Here is a 16,269-nt window from a genome sequence, read left to right as displayed (position 1 = left end):
TTCAAGCGGCAAGTAGCGGTTCGAGTACGACACAAAACAGCTTGCAGCTTGTAGCTTGCAGCTCACAGCTATCGCGGAGCAAAAGATGATTTCGAAGGAAGGCTTAACCCACCACATCTCCCAGCAGTTCAACGCTGAGCTTGAGGAAGTGCGCAGTCACCTCCTGGCCATGGGCGGGCTGGTCGAGAAGCAGGTCAACGACGCGGTAACCGCGCTGATCGAGGCCGACTCAGGTCTGGCCCAGCAAGTGCGTGAGATCGACGACCAGATCAACCAGATGGAACGCAACATCGACGAAGAGTGCCTGCGCATCCTGGCCCGTCGTCAGCCGGCGGCATCCGACTTGCGTTTGATCATCAGCATCTCCAAATCGGTGATCGACCTGGAACGCATCGGTGACGAAGCGACCAAGATCGCCCGCCGCGCTATCCAGTTGTGCGAAGAAGGCGAAGCGCCGCGCGGTTACGTCGAAGTTCGTCACATCGGCGATCAGGTACGCAACATGGTGCGCGATGCCCTGGACGCGTTTGCCCGCTTCGACGCCGACCTGGCGTTGTCGGTGGCGCAGTACGACAAGATCATCGACCGCGAATACAAGACCGCCCTGCGTGAGCTGGCGACCTACATGATGGAAGACCCACGCTCTATCTCGCGGGTCTTGAGCATTATCTGGGTGCTGCGTTCGCTGGAGCGCATCGGCGACCATGCGCGCAATATCTCGGAACTGGTGATTTACCTGGTGCGCGGTACTGATGTGCGCCACCTGGGTCTTAAGCGAATGAAAGAAGAAGTTGAAGGAACAAGCGGCGAAACCGCTAATGTTCCGGGCAAAGCTGACGATAAGTAAGGTTGCCCCAGAGACGCGCCCGGCCTTTTGGCCGGGCGTTTTCATTTGTGGCTCACGAATTCGAAAAGCAGCACCCGTGAACGAAAAGTCCCGGCGTGACTGAAGGTTTTTTGGCAAAGTGCCATCAGTATAGCGGTAAGCTTGCCGGGATTTTTTATAGGGGTGATGGATGAGTAAGGTCAGTGTATTGGTCGTGGACGATGCCTCGTTCATTCGTGACCTGGTAAAAAAATGCCTGCGTAACTATTTCCCGGGCATGCGGATCGAAGATGCGGTCAACGGCAGAAAGGCCCAGGCCCTGTTGGCCCGTGAAGCGTTCGATCTGGTCCTGTGCGACTGGGAAATGCCGGAAATGTCCGGTCTGGAGCTACTGACCTGGTGCCGTGAGCAGGAAAGCCTCAAAGGCATGCCGTTCGTCATGGTCACTAGCCGTGGCGACAAGGAAAACGTTGTCCAGGCGATTCAGGCAGGGGTATCCGGTTACGTCAGCAAGCCGTTCACCAACGAGCAACTGATCACCAAGGTCAAGCAGGCGCTGCACAAGGTCGGCAAGCTCGATGCATTGATAAACACCGCCAGCACCAAAACCGTCTCGGCGTACGCCAACGATTCGTTGAATGCGTTGACCGGTGGCAAGGCGCCAGTGGCGACGCCGACCGTCGCTGCCCCCGCAGCGCCTGCGGCCGCTGCCCCATCGCGCGGTGGCTTGCTCAACAGCCCACCGGTCAAGGCGCCGGTAGCCGCCGCAGCAGCCGGGGGAGGGCGTGGTCAAGGGCAACTGCGCTTGCCGAACGGCATCCAGCAATGCGTGATCAAGGCTCTGAGCCTCAAGGAGGCACTGCTGGTGGTCAAGCGTGCCGAACGCCTGCCGCAAGTGCTCGACAGCGCGGTGCTCGATCTGGAGCAGGGCGAAAGCGCCGAAACCGCTCGCCTGAACGGTTACCTGCACGCCATCGCTGCCCACGAGCCGAAGCCCGACAGCGAATGGCTGCAACTGACCTTCCGCTTTGTCGATCAGGATGCGCAGAAGCTTGATTACATTTCGCGATTGATTGCTCGTGGGACGGCGCAGAAGCACTTCATTCCAGGTGCATGATTTTAGCCGCCTGACAAAACGTCTTCGCGGGCAAGCCTCGCTCCTACAGATTCCACCGACCTGTAGGAGCGAGGCTTGCCCGCGAAGGGGTCACCACCTATCACCCTGATCCGCCCATCTTGAAACATCTGTCGACTACGCAGGTCAATTCCGACTGCTAGGCTCAACTTCCAGGCTTTACTCGACAGATCCCTGCCCATGTTCCCGCGTCTGCTGTTTTTCTGTGGTCTTTTCATGGCCTCCACCTCGGCTGTGGCCATGACTATTTACACCTCCACCAATGCCGATGGCGTGGTCTCCTACAGTGATCGCCCCACCAAGGGTTCGAAGGTCTTCGTTTTTCGCGATCGGATGGTCGAGCACCTGGAGCGTCAGGTGTACCTCGACATCAAGAAGCTCAAGGGCATGGACAGCGTGTATGTGCGCAATGACCTGTATGCGCCGGTGGAAATCGAGTTGAGTTTTGCCAGTTTGAACAACGTCAGCGGTGCACCGAGCCGGCCGATTCGAAGAGTAATGCCGGCACGCAGCAGCATTCGTCTGGCGTTGCTCAAGGCGACGCGGCCCGGAAAGCCGCTGGCATATACCCCAAGCTTCCAGTACTTCCTCGGAGACCCGTCAGGGGCTGCCATGGCCTATCAATACCCGTTCCCCTGGCGTGGCGGACCCTTTCGCCTGAGTCAGGGCGCCAACGGCCAGTACAGCCACTACGGGCCGAAGAATCGCTACGCCATGGACATCGCCATGCCCGAAGGCACACCGATCATCGCCGCTCGTGGCGGGGTCGTGGTGAAAACCGAGAACAATCAGACCGGACGCGGCAGCGATCCATCGGGTAATTTCGTGCGGATATTGCACGACGACGGGACCATGGGCGTGTACCTGCACCTGAAGAAAGGCTCGGTCAGCGTTCGCGAGGGGCAGCGGGTGGTGGTGGGCAGCGCGCTGGCGCTATCGGGTAATACCGGCAACAGCAGCGGGCCGCATCTGCATTTCGTGGTGCAGCGCAATACGGGGATGGGGCTTGTGTCGATTCCGTACCGGTTCAGTCAGCCGGTGGGGGCGTTGCCCAACTTTGCGTTGGGCGGTAGGAGCCGACTTGCTGGCGATGAATGATTACGGGGTGCCGCAGGGGCATCGCGGTGCCCCTATCGCCAGCAAGCCGGCTCCTACAAAGGCAATCAGTCGAGCATCAACACTTTGGCCAACACAATCTTCGGCCCTTTCATCTTCTTGATGATGATCCGCAAACCTTCGACTTCCAGCACTTCTTCCTCTTCCGGCACCCGCTTGAGGCTTTCATAGACCAGGCCGGCGAGTGTCTCGGCTTCGACGTGGTCCAGATCGATCCCCAGCAGCCGTTCGACCTTGAACAGCGGTGTATCGCCACGCACCAGCAGTTTGCCTGGCTGGTACGCAAGAATCCCGCGCTCGGCCTTGCGGTGTTCGTCCTGGATGTCGCCTACCAGAACCTCCAGCACGTCTTCCATGGTCAGGTAGCCGATGATGTTGCCGTCCGCCTCTTCAACCACGGCAAAGTGTGAGCCACCCTTGCGGAACTGCTCCAGCAATTGCGACAGCGGCATGTGCCGGGACACACGTTCCAGCGGGCGGGTCAGTTCAGCCAGGTTGAACGACTCGGGAATGTGGTCCAGGGCTGCCAGTTCCAGCAGCAGGTCCTTGATGTGCAGCAGGCCGACGAACTCCTGATGCTCGCTGTCGTACACCGGGTAGCGGCTGAATTTGTGGCGACGGAACATCGCCAGGATTTCCTTGAGCGGTGCGTTGATTTCCAGGGTCACCAGGTCTTCGCGGGAGTTGGCCCAGTCGACCACTTCCAGCTCGCCCATTTCCACCGCCGAGGCCAACACGCGCATACCTTGGTCGCTCGGGTCCTGGCCACGGCTGGAGTGCAGGATCAGCTTCAGTTCTTCGCGGCTGTAATGGTGCTCGTGGTGCGGGCCGGGTTCACCCTGGCCGGCAATACGCAGGATCTGGTTGGCACTGGCGTTGAGCAGGTAGATGGCTGGGTACATGGCCCAGTAGAACAGGTACAGCGGCACCGCCGTCCACAGCGACAGCAGTTCGGGTTTGCGGATGGCCCAGGATTTCGGTGCCAGTTCGCCGACCACGATGTGCAGGTACGAAATGATGAAGAATGCGGTGAAGAACGACACCGCCTTGACCAGCTCGGCGGAGTCCACGCCGACGGCACTCAGCACGGGGCCCAGAAGGTGCGCAAATGCTGGTTCACCGACCCAACCCAGGCCCAGGGAGGCGAGGGTGATACCCAATTGGCACGCCGACAGGTAGGCATCGAGCTGACTGTGTACGGTGCGCAGGATGTGCCCGCGCCAGCCGTGCTGCTCAGCGATGGCTTCGACCCGGGTCGAGCGCAATTTGACCATGGCAAATTCCGCCGCAACGAAAAATCCGTTGAGCAAAACCAGGATCAGAGCAAAAAGAATCATGCCGAAGTCGGCGAATATTGTTGCGAGGGTCAAACCAGGGGAAGGGTCCATGATGGAGTTTTGCAGGTTCCGTGTATTCGAATGGATAGTAAAAAGTACGCCTGAAAGGCAGGCGCAAGTCAGCCAATGTAGCGGCTGACCGTGCGATTGCCTAGTGCCCCGTATCAGTCGGTGGTGCTGATCACACGGGATTTGCTGACCTGGGCAGGGGCGAAGTGGCAGGTAAAGGTACTGCCGTGGCCCGGCACGCTGCTGATCTCCATGCGCGCGCGATGACGCAACAGCACGTGTTTGACGATCGCCAGGCCCAGCCCGGTGCCGCCGGTGTTGGAGTTGCGGCTGGAGTCGACACGATAAAAGCGTTCCGTCAGGCGCGGCAGGTGTTTGCTGTCGATACCGATACCGGAGTCCTGCACGCTCAGGTGCGCGCCTTGTTCATCGCCCCACCAGCGAATGCGGATATGGCCTTCGGCCTGGGTGTATTTCACCGCGTTGAACACCAGATTGGAAAACGCGCTGCGCAGTTCCGCTTCGCTGCCTTTGAGCAGAATCGTCGGGTCCGCTTCCAGGGTAATGTGCTGGTTTTTCTGCCCCGACAGTTGTTGCGCATCACTCTTGATCGATTGCAGCAAGCCGTCGATGGCCACGGGCTGGTTGTCCGACGGGTAGTCGGTGGCTTCCAGCTTGGCCAGCAGCAGCAAGTCATTGAGCAAGGTCTGCATGCGCCCGCCCTGTTGCTGCATCTGCTGCAGGGCTCGGCTCCAGCGCGGGTTCACTTCCTCGACATTGTCGAGCAGGGTTTCCAGATAGCCGCAAATCACTGTCAGCGGCGTACGCAACTCATGGGACACGTTGGCGATGAAATCCTTGCGCATTTGCTCAAGCTGATGAATGCGTGTGACGTCGCGCACCAGCATCAGGTGCTCGTTGTTGCCGTAACGGGTGATGTACAACTGAATGCGCATCCGGTCGTTGGTCGGCGAGGGGATTTCCAGCGGTTCGGCGTAGCTGTCCTGCTCGAAGTATTCCTTGAAGCGCGGATGGCGCACCAGGTTGGTTACCGGTTGACCGCTGTCCTGAGGGGTCTTGAGGCCCAGCAGGGTTTCGGCGGCGCGGTTCCACCATTCCAGGTTGCCGTCACTGTCGAGCATGACCACAGCGTCTTTCAACGCGGCGGTGGACTCCTGAACCCGGTCGATCACCGCTTGCAAGCGCCCGCGCACCCGTTGGTCACGACGTTGCAGGTGGTAGATGCTGTCGAACACCTCGCCCCACAGGCCGTAGCCATCGGGTGGTGCTTCATCGGGTTGATGCAGGCGCAGCCATTCGTGCAGGCGCAGCAGTTGTTTGAGAGTCCAGGCCAGGTAAATGCCCAGGCCGGCGGCGAGGCTCCAACCGTAGTAGCCGGTGATCAGGCCGATCACCAGGCAGGCGGTGACCAGCAGCAGCATGTGGCGAATCAGGGTGCCATGCCAGTTTTGGTTCACTTTAACGCGCGTCCTTGTCTACTTCTAAAGCGGGAAAAGTCCGGGTCAGGCTTTTGTAGAAAAGCGGTAGCCGGTGCCGCGCACGGTTTGTACCAGATTTTCGTAGGCATCGCCGAGGGCTTTGCGCAGGCGGCGGATATGCACGTCGACAGTGCGCTCCTCGACATACACGTTGCCGCCCCAGACCTGATCCAGCAACTGGCCTCGAGTGTAGGCGCGTTCCTGGTGGGTCATGAAAAATTGCAGCAGTCGGTATTCGGTCGGACCCATTTCCGCGGGTTTGCCATCGATGGTCACGCGGTGGCCGATCGGATCGAGCAGCAGGCCACCGACTTCGATCGGCGCTTCGCCATCGGATGGGCCGGCGCGGCGTAGAACGGCTTTCAGGCGTGCAACCAGTTCACGGGGGGAGAAGGGTTTGGTGATGTAATCGTCGGCGCCGACTTCCAGGCCCTGGATCTTGTTGTCCTCTTCGCCCTTGGCGGTGAGCATGATGATCGGGATGTCCCCGGTCAATTCATCGCGCTTGAGGCGGCGGGCCAGTTCGATACCGGACGTGCCGGGCAGCATCCAGTCGAGCAGGATCAGGTCGGGTTTGCGGTCGACGATAATGGCGTGGGCCTGCTGAGAGTTCTCCGCCTCCAGGCAGTCATAGCCGGCCATTTCCAACGCAACGGCGATCATTTCGCGAATGGGCGCTTCGTCGTCGACGATCAGAATGCTCCTGCCAACCATGCCTTAATCCTCTTGTCATTTAACTGTCTTGCGCCGCATTAGATAACGGAAATATTGCAGTCGTGTGACAGTATTTTAGCCGCCCGGCGATTGTCACGAACCTGAACTAAGCTCTAAGTCCGAATCCTGACAACCGCAAAAGGAAGGTTTCCATGAAGCACGTTGCTCAATCCTGGAAGGCTCTGCTGGTCACTGCTGCGCTAACGCTGCCGACACTGGCCCTCGCCGCCGAGCCGGCAATGATGAAAGACGGGATGATGGTCGATCACAAGGGCATGACCCTGTACACCTTTGACAAGGACTCCGGCGGCAAGTCGATGTGTAACGACGAGTGCGCCAAGAACTGGCCGCCAATGATGGCCCCGGCGGGTGCCAAGGCCGAAGGCAAGTGGAGCGTCATCAAGCGTGACGACGGCACGATGCAATACGCATATGACGGCAAGCCGCTGTACACGTTCGTGAAGGACAAGGCACCGGGAGACATGACGGGCGACAAAATGAAGGACGTCTGGCACGTCATTCACGAGCACAAGTAACGTAAATCACAAAAAGATCACAGCCTTCGGCAGCTTCTACAGAACGATCTCAATGTAGGAGCTGCCGCAGGTTGCGATCTTTTCAGCTTTCAGCGCAGTGCGTAATCCAGCACGATCCCGATGAAAATCGCCAACCCGGCCCAGTGGTTGTGCAAGAACGCCTTGAAGCAACGCATCCGGTCCTTGTCACGGGTGTACCAGAACTCCCAGGCAAAGCAGCCTGCCGCCACTGCCAGGCCAAGGTGGAACCAGCCACCGAGCTCGAATTTCGAGCCGGCCAGCAGCAGGCAACCCAATGCCAACCCCTGCAGGGTCAGGATGATCACCCGGTCCGCCTCTCCAAACAGAATTGCCGTGGATTTCACGCCGATCTTCAGGTCGTCGTCACGGTCGGTCATGGCGTAGTAAGTGTCGTAGCCCACGGTCCACAACAGGTTCGCGATCCACAGCAACCACGCCACCGCCGGCAGTTCGCCGGTTTCGGCGGTGAACGCCATTGGCATCCCCCAGGAAAACGCCGCACCCAACACCACTTGCGGATAATAGGTGTAGCGTTTCATGAACGGATAAGTGCAGGCCAAGGCCAAGCCACCGAAGGATAACCAGACCGTCGCCGCATTGGTGCATAGCACCAGGAGGAAGCTCACACCCATCAGCAATGCAAAAAATACCAGCGCCTCTTTCGAGCTGATCTTGCCGCTCGGCAGCGGGCGCTGTTCGGTGCGCTTCACATGGCCATCGACCTTGCGGTCCGCCCAGTCGTTGATCACGCAGCCGCCGGCACGGGTCAACACCACGCCGAGCACGAAAATCACGATGTTGGCGAGCGACGGCGAGCCTTTGCCGGCAATCCACAACGCCCACAGCGTCGGCCACAGCAGCAGATAAATGCCGATCGGTTTGTCCATGCGCGTCAGCTGAATGAAATCCCAGGCCCGTGGGTTCAAGCGATTCAGGGACTTGAGCAGGCTCTGGTACATCAGCAGTTCTCCGGTTGGGCGCCAGCGGCGCTCCACAGGGTCGGCAGGAAGATTTCAGCCACCAGCACGCTCAACCTGCCGCGGTCGAAGCGCGAGCGGCGGCCCCACAGTTCAGGGCGCTGAACGTCCGTCGGCAGCCATGCTTGAGGATAGTGACAAACCTCGATGGCGCGGCGCTGGAACGCGTGGTCGCAAAACAGCAACTCACCCAGGGAGCGGCTGCCCAGTTCGTCCATGTGCAGACCATCGCCCTGCAAGGCACTGCGCGCCGCGACGCTGCGGGCAAACACCCACGCCTGGCCATTTCCCCTTAAAAACACCTCGCGCACCCAGCCTTCACTGCCTTCGGCCAGGTCCAGCGCGGTGCATTCATCGGCGCGCAAGGTCTGCCAGCCTTCGAACAGCGGCGTGACACTGAAACCGTCATGCGACAGGCGGGTCAGGCGTCGGGTCAGCGATCCTTCATCGAATAGCCAGTCGAGGGTCAGCGGGTCGGGGAGGGGCGTCAGCAGGCTTTGAGGGAGCCAGAGCGGGACCGAACGGGAGGATTTTGAGTGCGGCACAGTGAGTCATTATTGGCAGCAAAGGAGGCGGCGAGCTTAACATGTCAGCTCATCAATTTGAGTGATCTGGCAGCCCGTTGCGCCGAACAGGCTTGCATCTGCCTGCCCTCATCAGTACAAAACGCCCTGAGCCGGACGGCAATGCTCCAACCATTGACCGTTCGTGCCGGCAAAAGCCTGAACCCTGAGGAATACCAGAATGAAAAAGTGGCAATGTGTGGTTTGTGGCCTGATCTACAACGAAGCCGATGGCTGGCCGGATGACGGCATTGCGCCGGGCACCCTGTGGCAAGACGTGCCGGAAGACTGGCTGTGCCCGGACTGCGGTGTAGGCAAGATGGATTTTGAAATGATCGAAATCGCCGCTTAACAAACTGAGGAGTAAGGAATGAACGCACCTGTCGTAATCGTCGGCACCGGATTGGCTGGCTACAACCTGGCCAGGGAGTTTCGCAAGCTTGATGGCGAAACCCCGCTGCTGCTGATTACCGCCGATGACGGGCGCTCCTACTCCAAGCCAATGCTTTCCACCGGCTTCGGCAAAAACAAAGATGCTGACGGCCTGAGCATGGCTGAACCGGGCGCGATGGCCGAACAGTTAAAGGCCGAAGTGCGCACCCACACGCGCATCAGTGGCATCGACCCGGGCCACAAGCGCCTGTGGATCGGTGAGGAAGCGGTGTATTACCGCGACCTGATCCTGGCCTGGGGCGCCGAAACCGTGCGCGTACCCATCGAAGGTGACGCGACGGATTGCGTATTCCCCATCAATGATCTGGAAGACTACGCGCGCTTTCGCGCCGCTGCGGCTGGCAAACGCCGGGTCCTGCTGCTCGGCGCCGGCCTGATTGGCTGCGAGTTCGCCAACGATCTGAGCCTGGGTGGTTTTGAGGTGCAACTGGTTGCACCGTGCGAACAGGTCATGCCGACCCTGCTGCATCCGGCAGCGGCGGCTGCCGTTCAGGCCGGGCTGGAAAGCCTGGGCGCCCGTTTCCACCTCGGGCCGGTGCTCAATCGTCTGGTACGCGTCGCCGATGGTCTGGAAGCACATCTGTCCGACGGCCAGGTCATCCCGTGCGACGTGGTGGTCTCGGCCATTGGTCTGCGTCCACGCGTCGATTTGGCCGCTGCTGCCGGTTTGCAGGTCAATCGCGGCGTGATGGTCGACCGTCATCTGCAAACCTCCCACGCCAACATCTACGCGTTGGGCGACTGTGCCGAGGTCGATGGGCTGAATCTGTTGTACGTGATGCCTCTGATGAGCTGTGCGCGAGCGCTGGCCCAGACCCTTGCTGGCAACCCGACGGTCGTCAATTACGGCCCGATGCCCATCACCGTCAAAACCCCAGTGTGTCCATTGGTCGTTTCTCCGCCGCCTAGGGGTTCAGAGGGTATCTGGACCGTCGAAGGGCAGGGCGCCGACATCAAGGTGCTATGCCGCGACGCCAGCGGGAAACTGCTGGGTTATGCCCTCACAGGCGCCGCCGTGATGGAAAAATTGGCCCTGAACAAAGAGCTTCCGGCGTTGCTGGCGTAAATACCGGTCGTTCTGTCGGAATCACCCCCAAAATGCCCATATAAAGGTCGCGCCAATACTGGCGCGGCTCCTCCGTGCGTGCCATCCTCACTTCCGTCTGCCGCAGAGTAGAGCACCTGCGGCGCTTTGGGCGCTGCTCCGCAGAGAGCAGCACGGACATAACAACAAAAAACCGTCAAAGGGGCTTCACTAACATGCGTAAACCAGAACTCGCCGCCGCAATTGCTGAAAAAGCAGACCTCACCAAAGAGCAGGCCAACCGCGTCCTCAACGCCGTTCTCGAGGAAATCACTGGCGCCCTGCACCGCAAAGACAGCGTCACGCTGGTAGGTTTCGGCACCTTCCTGCAACGCCACCGCGGCGCCCGCACCGGCAAAAACCCGCAAACTGGTGAGCCAGTGAAAATCAAGGCCAGCAACACCGTTGCGTTTAAGCCGGGTAAATCGTTGAAGGACAGTGTTAATCCGTAATCTGTTTCCCGAACCTGCCTTGCAGGGGAGTGGAATAAAGAATGGGCACGCCAACTGAAGTTGGGTGCCCATTTTTTGTTTGGCTATTTAAGTAAGCCTGATTTCAAAATCGCGATTAGTACTGCCAAAGCGGCGAATGAAGCAATGACACTCCATTGCAGTGCGACCAATTTTCGTCTCAATGGGCATGGGAAGTTGTCAAAGTCCTCAGCGCTGAGGATGCCATGCTTGATGTAAAACCTGGGAAAGGTAAGAAGGACACAAGCGCTGCCCACGAGTTGAATCTTGCTTCTGGGGCCCGGATTGAAACTTACCGCGCTAGTAATGGTTGAAGAGCTGTTCTTAAAATACTCAAGCAACAAATCAGTCTTCTTATAGCCAAGGTACAGAGCTATCACGTTGCCGATCATTAGAGTGGCAAGCGGAATGCTGAACAAAAAACGAGCAATCATTTCTGCTTTAGTCATCGCGTCCACTCGTAAACGAGTTCAGCAATTTCCTCACCCCCGATTTCTCCCACTTTTCCACCTGCATAAGTGCCAATACCAGCCGCAACAATACTGCAAGTAAGTATCGAAAGGCCGCCTGTTGGAACTCCCAACGCCACGCAAAGTCCTCCGATTGCTGGGGCGGCTAGAATCCTGCCCACGGCCAATCCACCAACTGCTCCGCCTGTAAAACTCCCCGACTCAGTTAGCCGGATTCGCTCGCACGCTTCGGTCTTCTCTGCAGTGCATACATCCTGAACTTTCAGGGCAGATGCCCCGCCACCAATAGTTGTACCAATCCAACCACCGTACTTAACGTATTTTGAAGCCTTTGCCACACCCTCAAGATGGCTGGCGTAGCCCGGTATTTGGCCTGCTGGATTGGCATTGGTCCATAGATGGACCAGGCTTTGACCGGAGATGCCCAGCTTTTTTTTCAGATTGATGTGGTCAGGGAAGCCGATGCCCTTGCGGGTCAGCGCCGTCATGTGGGTATTAAGATGTGTGAACAGACGCTGACGTTCAGCAAAAAATGTCGGCGAGCGCAGGTGTCCATCGCGTTGCAGCGTCCTTTGTTGCAATGCTTCGAGTTCCCTCATGGTTTTGCCAACGTTATCCAGATTGTTTTTGAAAATGCTCGCACCGACTCCGATGGCGCTTGAGCCATGGGTCAGGAAAGTCTGTATGGCATCACGGTGTAGCACCATGAAATCCGCTTCTTCCGGGCTGAGCGTTTCAATAATCCGGTTGGTCTTGGCTGCCACCTCCATGAGCAAGGCCTCCTCGCGGGTGCATTGATAATTGTTGGGATCACCGAGCACAATCATCGAGCCCGCTTTGACATCTCGCAGGTTAGGGTTCAGTAGCTTGAATTTGCCCATCACCGCCGGGTCGCGCAAGGTGAACAGGTTGGCTTCAAGTTGTTCGCGAGTGGAGCTTCTGGGGACGACGTAGAAACCAGGTTCTTGAATGTCGAGGTTGTCCAATCGCTTCGGAGATTGGTTACTTGCAACAGGAGCATCGCCGATTTGGCGCAATGTCGTCGAATGGCGTGGTGCTGGCGGTGGCGTCGGTTGAACGGATGCCCTGCCAGTTTTCGGTGCAGCACTTTCGTTCCTGTAGCTACCCTCGAAATTCGATGGAATCAGTTGGGCTCTACAAGGGCAACTGCTGTAACTATCAAGTGTGCCGGCCACCATCCTTTGGTCACTCAGGATGTGTGTGACACCACCCACAATCCGATAACTCTTTCCGTCCCTTCCACAGCTGACCAGATCACCCACACGAGCATGAGGGGGACCGAACAAACTAAAAGTATCGTCACCCTCCAGAACAGTGCCACCACAGGTGGTTTTGTCACCTCGTCCGATGAAGTATCCGATTGTCATTGATTGCTCTCCCTGTCCATTGGTGCCCCAAGCATCCGGGCACGTTGCTGTTTTCGATGTCTTGCACCGACTCAGGATTGAGTTGAACTTGCGCAAGTTACTTGGGGGAAGATGCAAATCAAGGTGCCAAAGGCTAGTCCAGACGTTTCCTACGCAGGCTTCGGAAACAGGGAAGAAAACCTGTGGGACTTTGGTCTTCAATTGGTGGTTTGAGGGTAGGGTTAGCCCAAAGAAAAAACCGGTGGGGGCGATGCTCATCGGGGTTTTGAGCTTCAGCGGTCAGTTGGTAGGTTTTAGTGTTGATGTTCGGACAGATGCTGGAGAGTTGGCCGTTGCATTTGGGGTTTTTTTTCCAGCAGGCGGAAAGAGTCTTTTGGCGCTGGCTTAAGTCGCCTGGTTCATGCGCAATCAGGTGTCATGAAGGAAATGTCCGAGAGGTTTGCGGGCTGCAAGGTCAAAAGATCGCAGCCTTCGGCAGCTCAGGGATGTGTTTTTCAATAGTAGGAGTCGGAACATGAGAGCATTCGTGGGAGAGTGAAATCGTGACTTGGCGGTCATCATGCAAGAAATAGGGTTGATCTTCTTCTAACTCAACTCAGTAGTGGCGTTCTCGTCTCAACTCGCTACACTGCGCCAGCCGTTCATTTTTCTTTTGAGGCTTGCGCATGAAATTTCGTTTTCTGCTGTGGATGATGGGTTTGTTGATGGGTAAGGCCAGTCGGACCAATCCTGCGTTTCAGCAGCAGTTGGGTGATAAGGAGTTGGTGTTTCAGCTGCAAACCCTGGACGGGAAGGTGGCGCGGCATTTCCGGGTGAAGGATCAGCGCATTACCAGCAAGGCTGGTGTGTATGCCGAACCGGCGTTTGCCATTGCGTTTAAAGATGCCGCCTATGGCTTTGCCACGATGCAGGCGAAGAACAAGCAGTTGGCGTTCATGACGGGGATTCAAGACAAGTCGATTCAGATCAAGGGCAACCCGGCGCTTGTGATCTGGTTCCAGGGGCTGACCAAGTATTTGAAGCCGAAGAAGGCCAAGCCTAAGGCTTGAGGTCATCTGATTCGGCAGGGGTTTGGGTGTCGTACGGTTGTGTCCGGTATGTCTTGTAGATCTGCTGGACTTGCGGGTTATCCAGGCTCTCGTAAGTGATGCCTTCCTTGTCCAGGCCATCCAGGCCCCTGATATCGCTTATGGTTTCAGGCCATTCGTCACGGCTGGAGATGTCGACGATGAATGGTTTCAGGTAGCTATCGAGAGCCCCCTCGCGAGGCTCTCGGATCTCATCGCTGAGTGCCCGCAGATAGTCATCCTTGTTTGTTTTTGACCAGTCAATGGCGAACTTGGCGCGATAGCAGAGCTCCATAAAGACCAGCAAGATGGTACGTCCGTTGCCGTCCAGGAAGGGGTGTGCGAAAGCCAGCTGGCCCATCACCCGGCCAGGGTGGGCTTTGAAGGACTTCTTGTCTGCTGCCAACTCCAGTGCGTAGTCGACAGACATCTTGATGGCGTGCGGGTGTTCGAAGACGGTACTTCGGGGATCGTCGTGTGAGCCTTTGAAGACTGCCAGGTGGGGCACAAGCTCATTTCGGTCTTTTCCTGCCCAGTGATAAAAACCGGAGAACAGGATTTCATGGACTTTGAGCACTGCCCTGTAGTCGATTGACTTCTTCTTCGCCAAATAGGCGAGCGCATCTTCGATGCTCAGTTCGAACGAAAGATGCTCTGATTCTTTTACTTCGGTGGGGTCTTTGAGTTGCAGCGAATTTTGCAGGTATCCAGCAGCTTCGAAGTCGCCGAACGGATCGAAAGTCATGCGCTACGTTTCTGTGAGCGCCTTTCCTGAAGGTAGCGCCCTTGAAGTGCCAAGGTCTCTGATTTGCTCAGGACGCCTTTTTTCTTGAGATTGACGAGCAGTTGCTCGACGCCATCCAATTCAACGACATCGCCCGCCATGCGGGTAATGAGCACGGCCATACGGCTCATACCGTCAGGATCGGCTGTAATTTTGTGATCTTTGGCAAGCTTGCGGACTTGGCTCGCAACGCTGCCGGCAGCTGTCTGGGTCATTGGGAAAGCCCTCTGTTTGCAGTCAAATCATAGCAGGGCGCTTGTTTTTTGTCCGCGTTGGCTCGTGCCAGGGAGACCGAGGTGGATTCATCGCGGGCAAGCCTCGCTCCTACAGAACTAGCTGATCTGTAGGGGGCGAGGCTTGCCCGCGAATGCTTTATCCCTGGCTGAACTGCGAAGCCAGTTCGCGCAGCAGTACTTCAGCTTCGAGAACTTTGCTGACGACGTCTTCGGCCTTGGCGCGGCTCAGGCCGAGGCGCTCTAGCAGGGCGTCGGGGATGTCTTCGTCCGGGCCGGAGCCGATGCCCCGGCTGCGCAGTAGGCGCACGGACAGGCATACCAGGTTCGGGTACTCAGCGTAGTCGCCGTCGTAGCTCGGGTCGTGCTGGAAGCGCAGCGCAGTGGCCAGTTCTTCGGGCATGTCCCAGTAGCGCATCAACCATGACCCGATCTGTTCGCGGCTGATGCCCAGCAGGTGCTGCTCGATATAGCTGTGGCACAGGTGCGGGTTGACCTCCAGATGCCGGCAGATCAGCGAGAAATGCGGTGGGAACACGTGGGCCAACAGCAGGTAGCCAAAGTTGTGCAGCAAGCCCGCCAGGTAGGTCAGGCCGGCTTCCGGGCGCTGGGTACGCGGCATGGCGCGGGTCAGGCCTTCGATGACGGCGGCAGTGTAGATCGACTGCTGCCAGTAGGGGGTGCTGTGTTGCGGGTGGTCTTTGGGCAGGCTCAGGGTTTTGCCCAGGGCCAGGCCCAGCGCCAGGTTGATCACCAGATCGAAGCCCAGCACTCGCACGATGGCATCTTCTACCGAACGAATCTTGCCTGGCGAGGCGTAGTACGGTGATGCGGCCCAGCTCACCACTTGCGCCGCCAGCGCCGGGTCGGTCTCCACCACGCCAGTGATGTCGTCGATGGTGGCGTTGGGGTCGACGCGTAGCTTGATGATTTTCTGTGCGGTTTCGGCCAGCGGTGGAATCTCGATGGTCGCTTCCAGGCGTTGCTGGATGCGCCGCGCGGTGAACGCTTGAACGGCCTGAGTGATTTCCTCACGGTCATCGTCAGGGCGGTCGAGGTTCGGGCGGATGCTGCTCAAGGCTTCGCCAAAGTTGGCGGCACTGGCCTTGTTGAGCATGGATTTGAAGGCTTCGTTGCTGATCTCCAGCAGCACACCAGGTTCGCCAGAATTGACCAGCACCGACGGCTCGCGCAGCAAGCTTTCTTCATACAGGCACGGCGAACTGGTGAGTGTCGGCAAGCCCGGCAACAGGCTCAGGCTGTGTTTGCCGAGCATCTTTTCCAGGCGCTCGGTCGGCACCGCGGCGAGGCGTCGGCCCGTGAGTTCGGTTAGACGGTTGAGGTCGAGCAACTGGCTCTGCGGAAACAGCACCATCAGCGCGCCGACGGCGTCATCAAGCAGCACGGCCTGGACCTTACGTGCCGGGTTCAAGCCGTGATGGTCGAGGACTTCTTCATAGGCAATGCCCAGTTTGCCCAACAGCAGCCGTATAACCGACGGAGCGTGCGGGGAGGCGGGTGCGAGGGCAACTTCGGTCATGGTCTGTATCCGTACTAAAACAATTGCGGGAGTATAACCAGCTTGCT

18 protein-coding genes are annotated in these 16,269 nt (G+C 58.2%); 8 read left to right on the top strand and 10 right to left on the bottom strand.

Annotation, left to right across the window (positions count from 1 at the left end):
• Nucleotides 1–85: 85 nt before the first annotated feature.
• The 3 genes from phoU (at nucleotide 86) to ABTV22_RS29540 (ending at nucleotide 3,059) form a co-directional block, all read left to right on the top strand.
• A complete protein-coding gene (gene phoU, locus ABTV22_RS29550; RefSeq protein WP_095194608.1) occupies nucleotides 86–847 on the top strand; it encodes a phosphate signaling complex protein PhoU in 762 nt (253 codons plus the stop codon).
• Nucleotides 848–1,016: 169 nt separating this feature from the next.
• Nucleotides 1,017–1,943 (top strand): response regulator, encoded by a 927-nt coding sequence (locus ABTV22_RS29545; protein ID WP_433737869.1) that lies wholly within the window; start codon nucleotides 1,017–1,019, stop codon nucleotides 1,941–1,943.
• A 198-nt stretch (nucleotides 1,944–2,141) separates the two neighbouring features.
• On the top strand, nucleotides 2,142–3,059 hold the full coding sequence (locus tag ABTV22_RS29540; protein WP_433737868.1) for a peptidoglycan DD-metalloendopeptidase family protein: 918 nt from the start codon (nucleotides 2,142–2,144) through the stop codon (nucleotides 3,057–3,059).
• Nucleotides 3,060–3,124: 65 nt separating this feature from the next.
• On the opposite strand, the gene ABTV22_RS29535 is transcribed toward ABTV22_RS29540, so the two are convergent.
• From ABTV22_RS29535 to phoB, 3 genes are all read right to left on the bottom strand, one after another.
• The gene (locus ABTV22_RS29535) at nucleotides 3,125–4,465 is read right to left on the bottom strand and encodes a hemolysin family protein (protein ID WP_433737866.1); all 1,341 of its coding nucleotides are present in this window, start codon (nucleotides 4,463–4,465) and stop codon (nucleotides 3,125–3,127) included.
• Between the two features lie 113 nt (nucleotides 4,466–4,578).
• On the bottom strand, nucleotides 4,579–5,865 hold the full coding sequence (phoR, locus tag ABTV22_RS29530; RefSeq protein WP_433741538.1) for a phosphate regulon sensor histidine kinase PhoR: 1,287 nt from the start codon (nucleotides 5,863–5,865) through the stop codon (nucleotides 4,579–4,581).
• Between the two features lie 81 nt (nucleotides 5,866–5,946).
• Nucleotides 5,947–6,636: a phosphate regulon transcriptional regulator PhoB gene (phoB, locus tag ABTV22_RS29525; RefSeq protein ID WP_008064504.1), complete on the bottom strand. Its 690-nt coding sequence runs from the start codon at nucleotides 6,634–6,636 to the stop codon at nucleotides 5,947–5,949.
• 152 nt (nucleotides 6,637–6,788) lie between these two features.
• Here phoB and ABTV22_RS29520 point away from each other — a divergent pair, with 152 nt between their 5' ends.
• On the top strand, nucleotides 6,789–7,172 hold the full coding sequence (locus tag ABTV22_RS29520; RefSeq protein WP_433737865.1) for a COG4315 family predicted lipoprotein: 384 nt from the start codon (nucleotides 6,789–6,791) through the stop codon (nucleotides 7,170–7,172).
• 89 nt (nucleotides 7,173–7,261) lie between these two features.
• Here the strand turns inward: ABTV22_RS29520 and ubiA are convergent, their stop codons facing one another.
• Nucleotides 7,262–8,152, bottom strand: a complete 891-nt coding sequence (gene ubiA, locus ABTV22_RS29515) for a 4-hydroxybenzoate octaprenyltransferase (RefSeq protein WP_433737864.1) — start codon at nucleotides 8,150–8,152, stop codon at nucleotides 7,262–7,264.
• Complete coding sequence (locus ABTV22_RS29510; RefSeq protein ID WP_433737863.1) at nucleotides 8,152–8,715, bottom strand: chorismate--pyruvate lyase family protein; 564 nt, start codon at nucleotides 8,713–8,715, stop codon at nucleotides 8,152–8,154. Before ABTV22_RS29510 ends, ubiA begins: the two co-directional genes overlap by 1 nt.
• A gap of 199 nt (nucleotides 8,716–8,914) precedes the next feature.
• On the opposite strand from ABTV22_RS29510, the gene ABTV22_RS29505 reads away from it, so the two are divergent.
• The 3 genes from ABTV22_RS29505 (at nucleotide 8,915) to ABTV22_RS29495 (ending at nucleotide 10,722) form a co-directional block, all read left to right on the top strand.
• The gene (locus ABTV22_RS29505) at nucleotides 8,915–9,085 is read left to right on the top strand and encodes a rubredoxin (RefSeq protein WP_007942683.1); all 171 of its coding nucleotides are present in this window, start codon (nucleotides 8,915–8,917) and stop codon (nucleotides 9,083–9,085) included.
• An 18-nt stretch (nucleotides 9,086–9,103) separates the two neighbouring features.
• Complete coding sequence (locus tag ABTV22_RS29500) at nucleotides 9,104–10,252, top strand: NAD(P)/FAD-dependent oxidoreductase (RefSeq protein ID WP_433737862.1); 1,149 nt, start codon at nucleotides 9,104–9,106, stop codon at nucleotides 10,250–10,252.
• 194 nt (nucleotides 10,253–10,446) lie between these two features.
• A complete protein-coding gene (locus tag ABTV22_RS29495; RefSeq protein ID WP_003213368.1) occupies nucleotides 10,447–10,722 on the top strand; it encodes an HU family DNA-binding protein in 276 nt (91 codons plus the stop codon).
• A gap of 83 nt (nucleotides 10,723–10,805) precedes the next feature.
• Here the strand turns inward: ABTV22_RS29495 and ABTV22_RS29490 are convergent, their stop codons facing one another.
• Complete coding sequence (locus tag ABTV22_RS29490; protein WP_433737860.1) at nucleotides 10,806–11,189, bottom strand: hypothetical protein; 384 nt, start codon at nucleotides 11,187–11,189, stop codon at nucleotides 10,806–10,808.
• A complete protein-coding gene (locus tag ABTV22_RS29485) occupies nucleotides 11,186–12,598 on the bottom strand; it encodes a PAAR domain-containing protein (RefSeq protein WP_433737859.1) in 1,413 nt (470 codons plus the stop codon). Before ABTV22_RS29485 ends, ABTV22_RS29490 begins: the two co-directional genes overlap by 4 nt.
• A 665-nt stretch (nucleotides 12,599–13,263) precedes the next feature.
• Between ABTV22_RS29485 and ABTV22_RS29480 the strand changes: the two genes are divergently transcribed.
• The gene (locus ABTV22_RS29480) at nucleotides 13,264–13,647 is read left to right on the top strand and encodes a helicase (protein ID WP_433737858.1); all 384 of its coding nucleotides are present in this window, start codon (nucleotides 13,264–13,266) and stop codon (nucleotides 13,645–13,647) included.
• On the opposite strand, the gene ABTV22_RS29475 is transcribed toward ABTV22_RS29480, so the two are convergent.
• From ABTV22_RS29475 to ABTV22_RS29465, 3 genes are all read right to left on the bottom strand, one after another.
• Nucleotides 13,637–14,410, bottom strand: a complete 774-nt coding sequence (locus ABTV22_RS29475) for a Fic/DOC family protein (protein ID WP_433737857.1) — start codon at nucleotides 14,408–14,410, stop codon at nucleotides 13,637–13,639. The genes ABTV22_RS29480 and ABTV22_RS29475 overlap by 11 nt on opposite strands.
• Nucleotides 14,407–14,664 carry a hypothetical protein gene (locus tag ABTV22_RS29470; protein WP_433737855.1) on the bottom strand — a complete coding sequence of 86 codons (258 nt, stop codon included), beginning with the start codon at nucleotides 14,662–14,664 and terminating at the stop codon, nucleotides 14,407–14,409. The genes ABTV22_RS29475 and ABTV22_RS29470 overlap by 4 nt, the downstream gene beginning before the upstream one ends.
• 157 nt (nucleotides 14,665–14,821) lie before the next feature.
• Nucleotides 14,822–16,222: an aminoacyl-tRNA deacylase and HDOD domain-containing protein gene (locus ABTV22_RS29465; RefSeq protein ID WP_433737854.1), complete on the bottom strand. Its 1,401-nt coding sequence runs from the start codon at nucleotides 16,220–16,222 to the stop codon at nucleotides 14,822–14,824.
• Nucleotides 16,223–16,269: the final 47 nt, after the last annotated feature.

This window comes from Pseudomonas putida, assembly GCF_050990305.1.
Classification (GTDB): Bacteria; Pseudomonadota; Gammaproteobacteria; order Pseudomonadales; family Pseudomonadaceae; genus Aquipseudomonas; species Aquipseudomonas putida_AH.
Note: the sequence above shows the minus strand (reverse complement) of the source record. Positions and strands in the feature narration are given on the sequence as shown.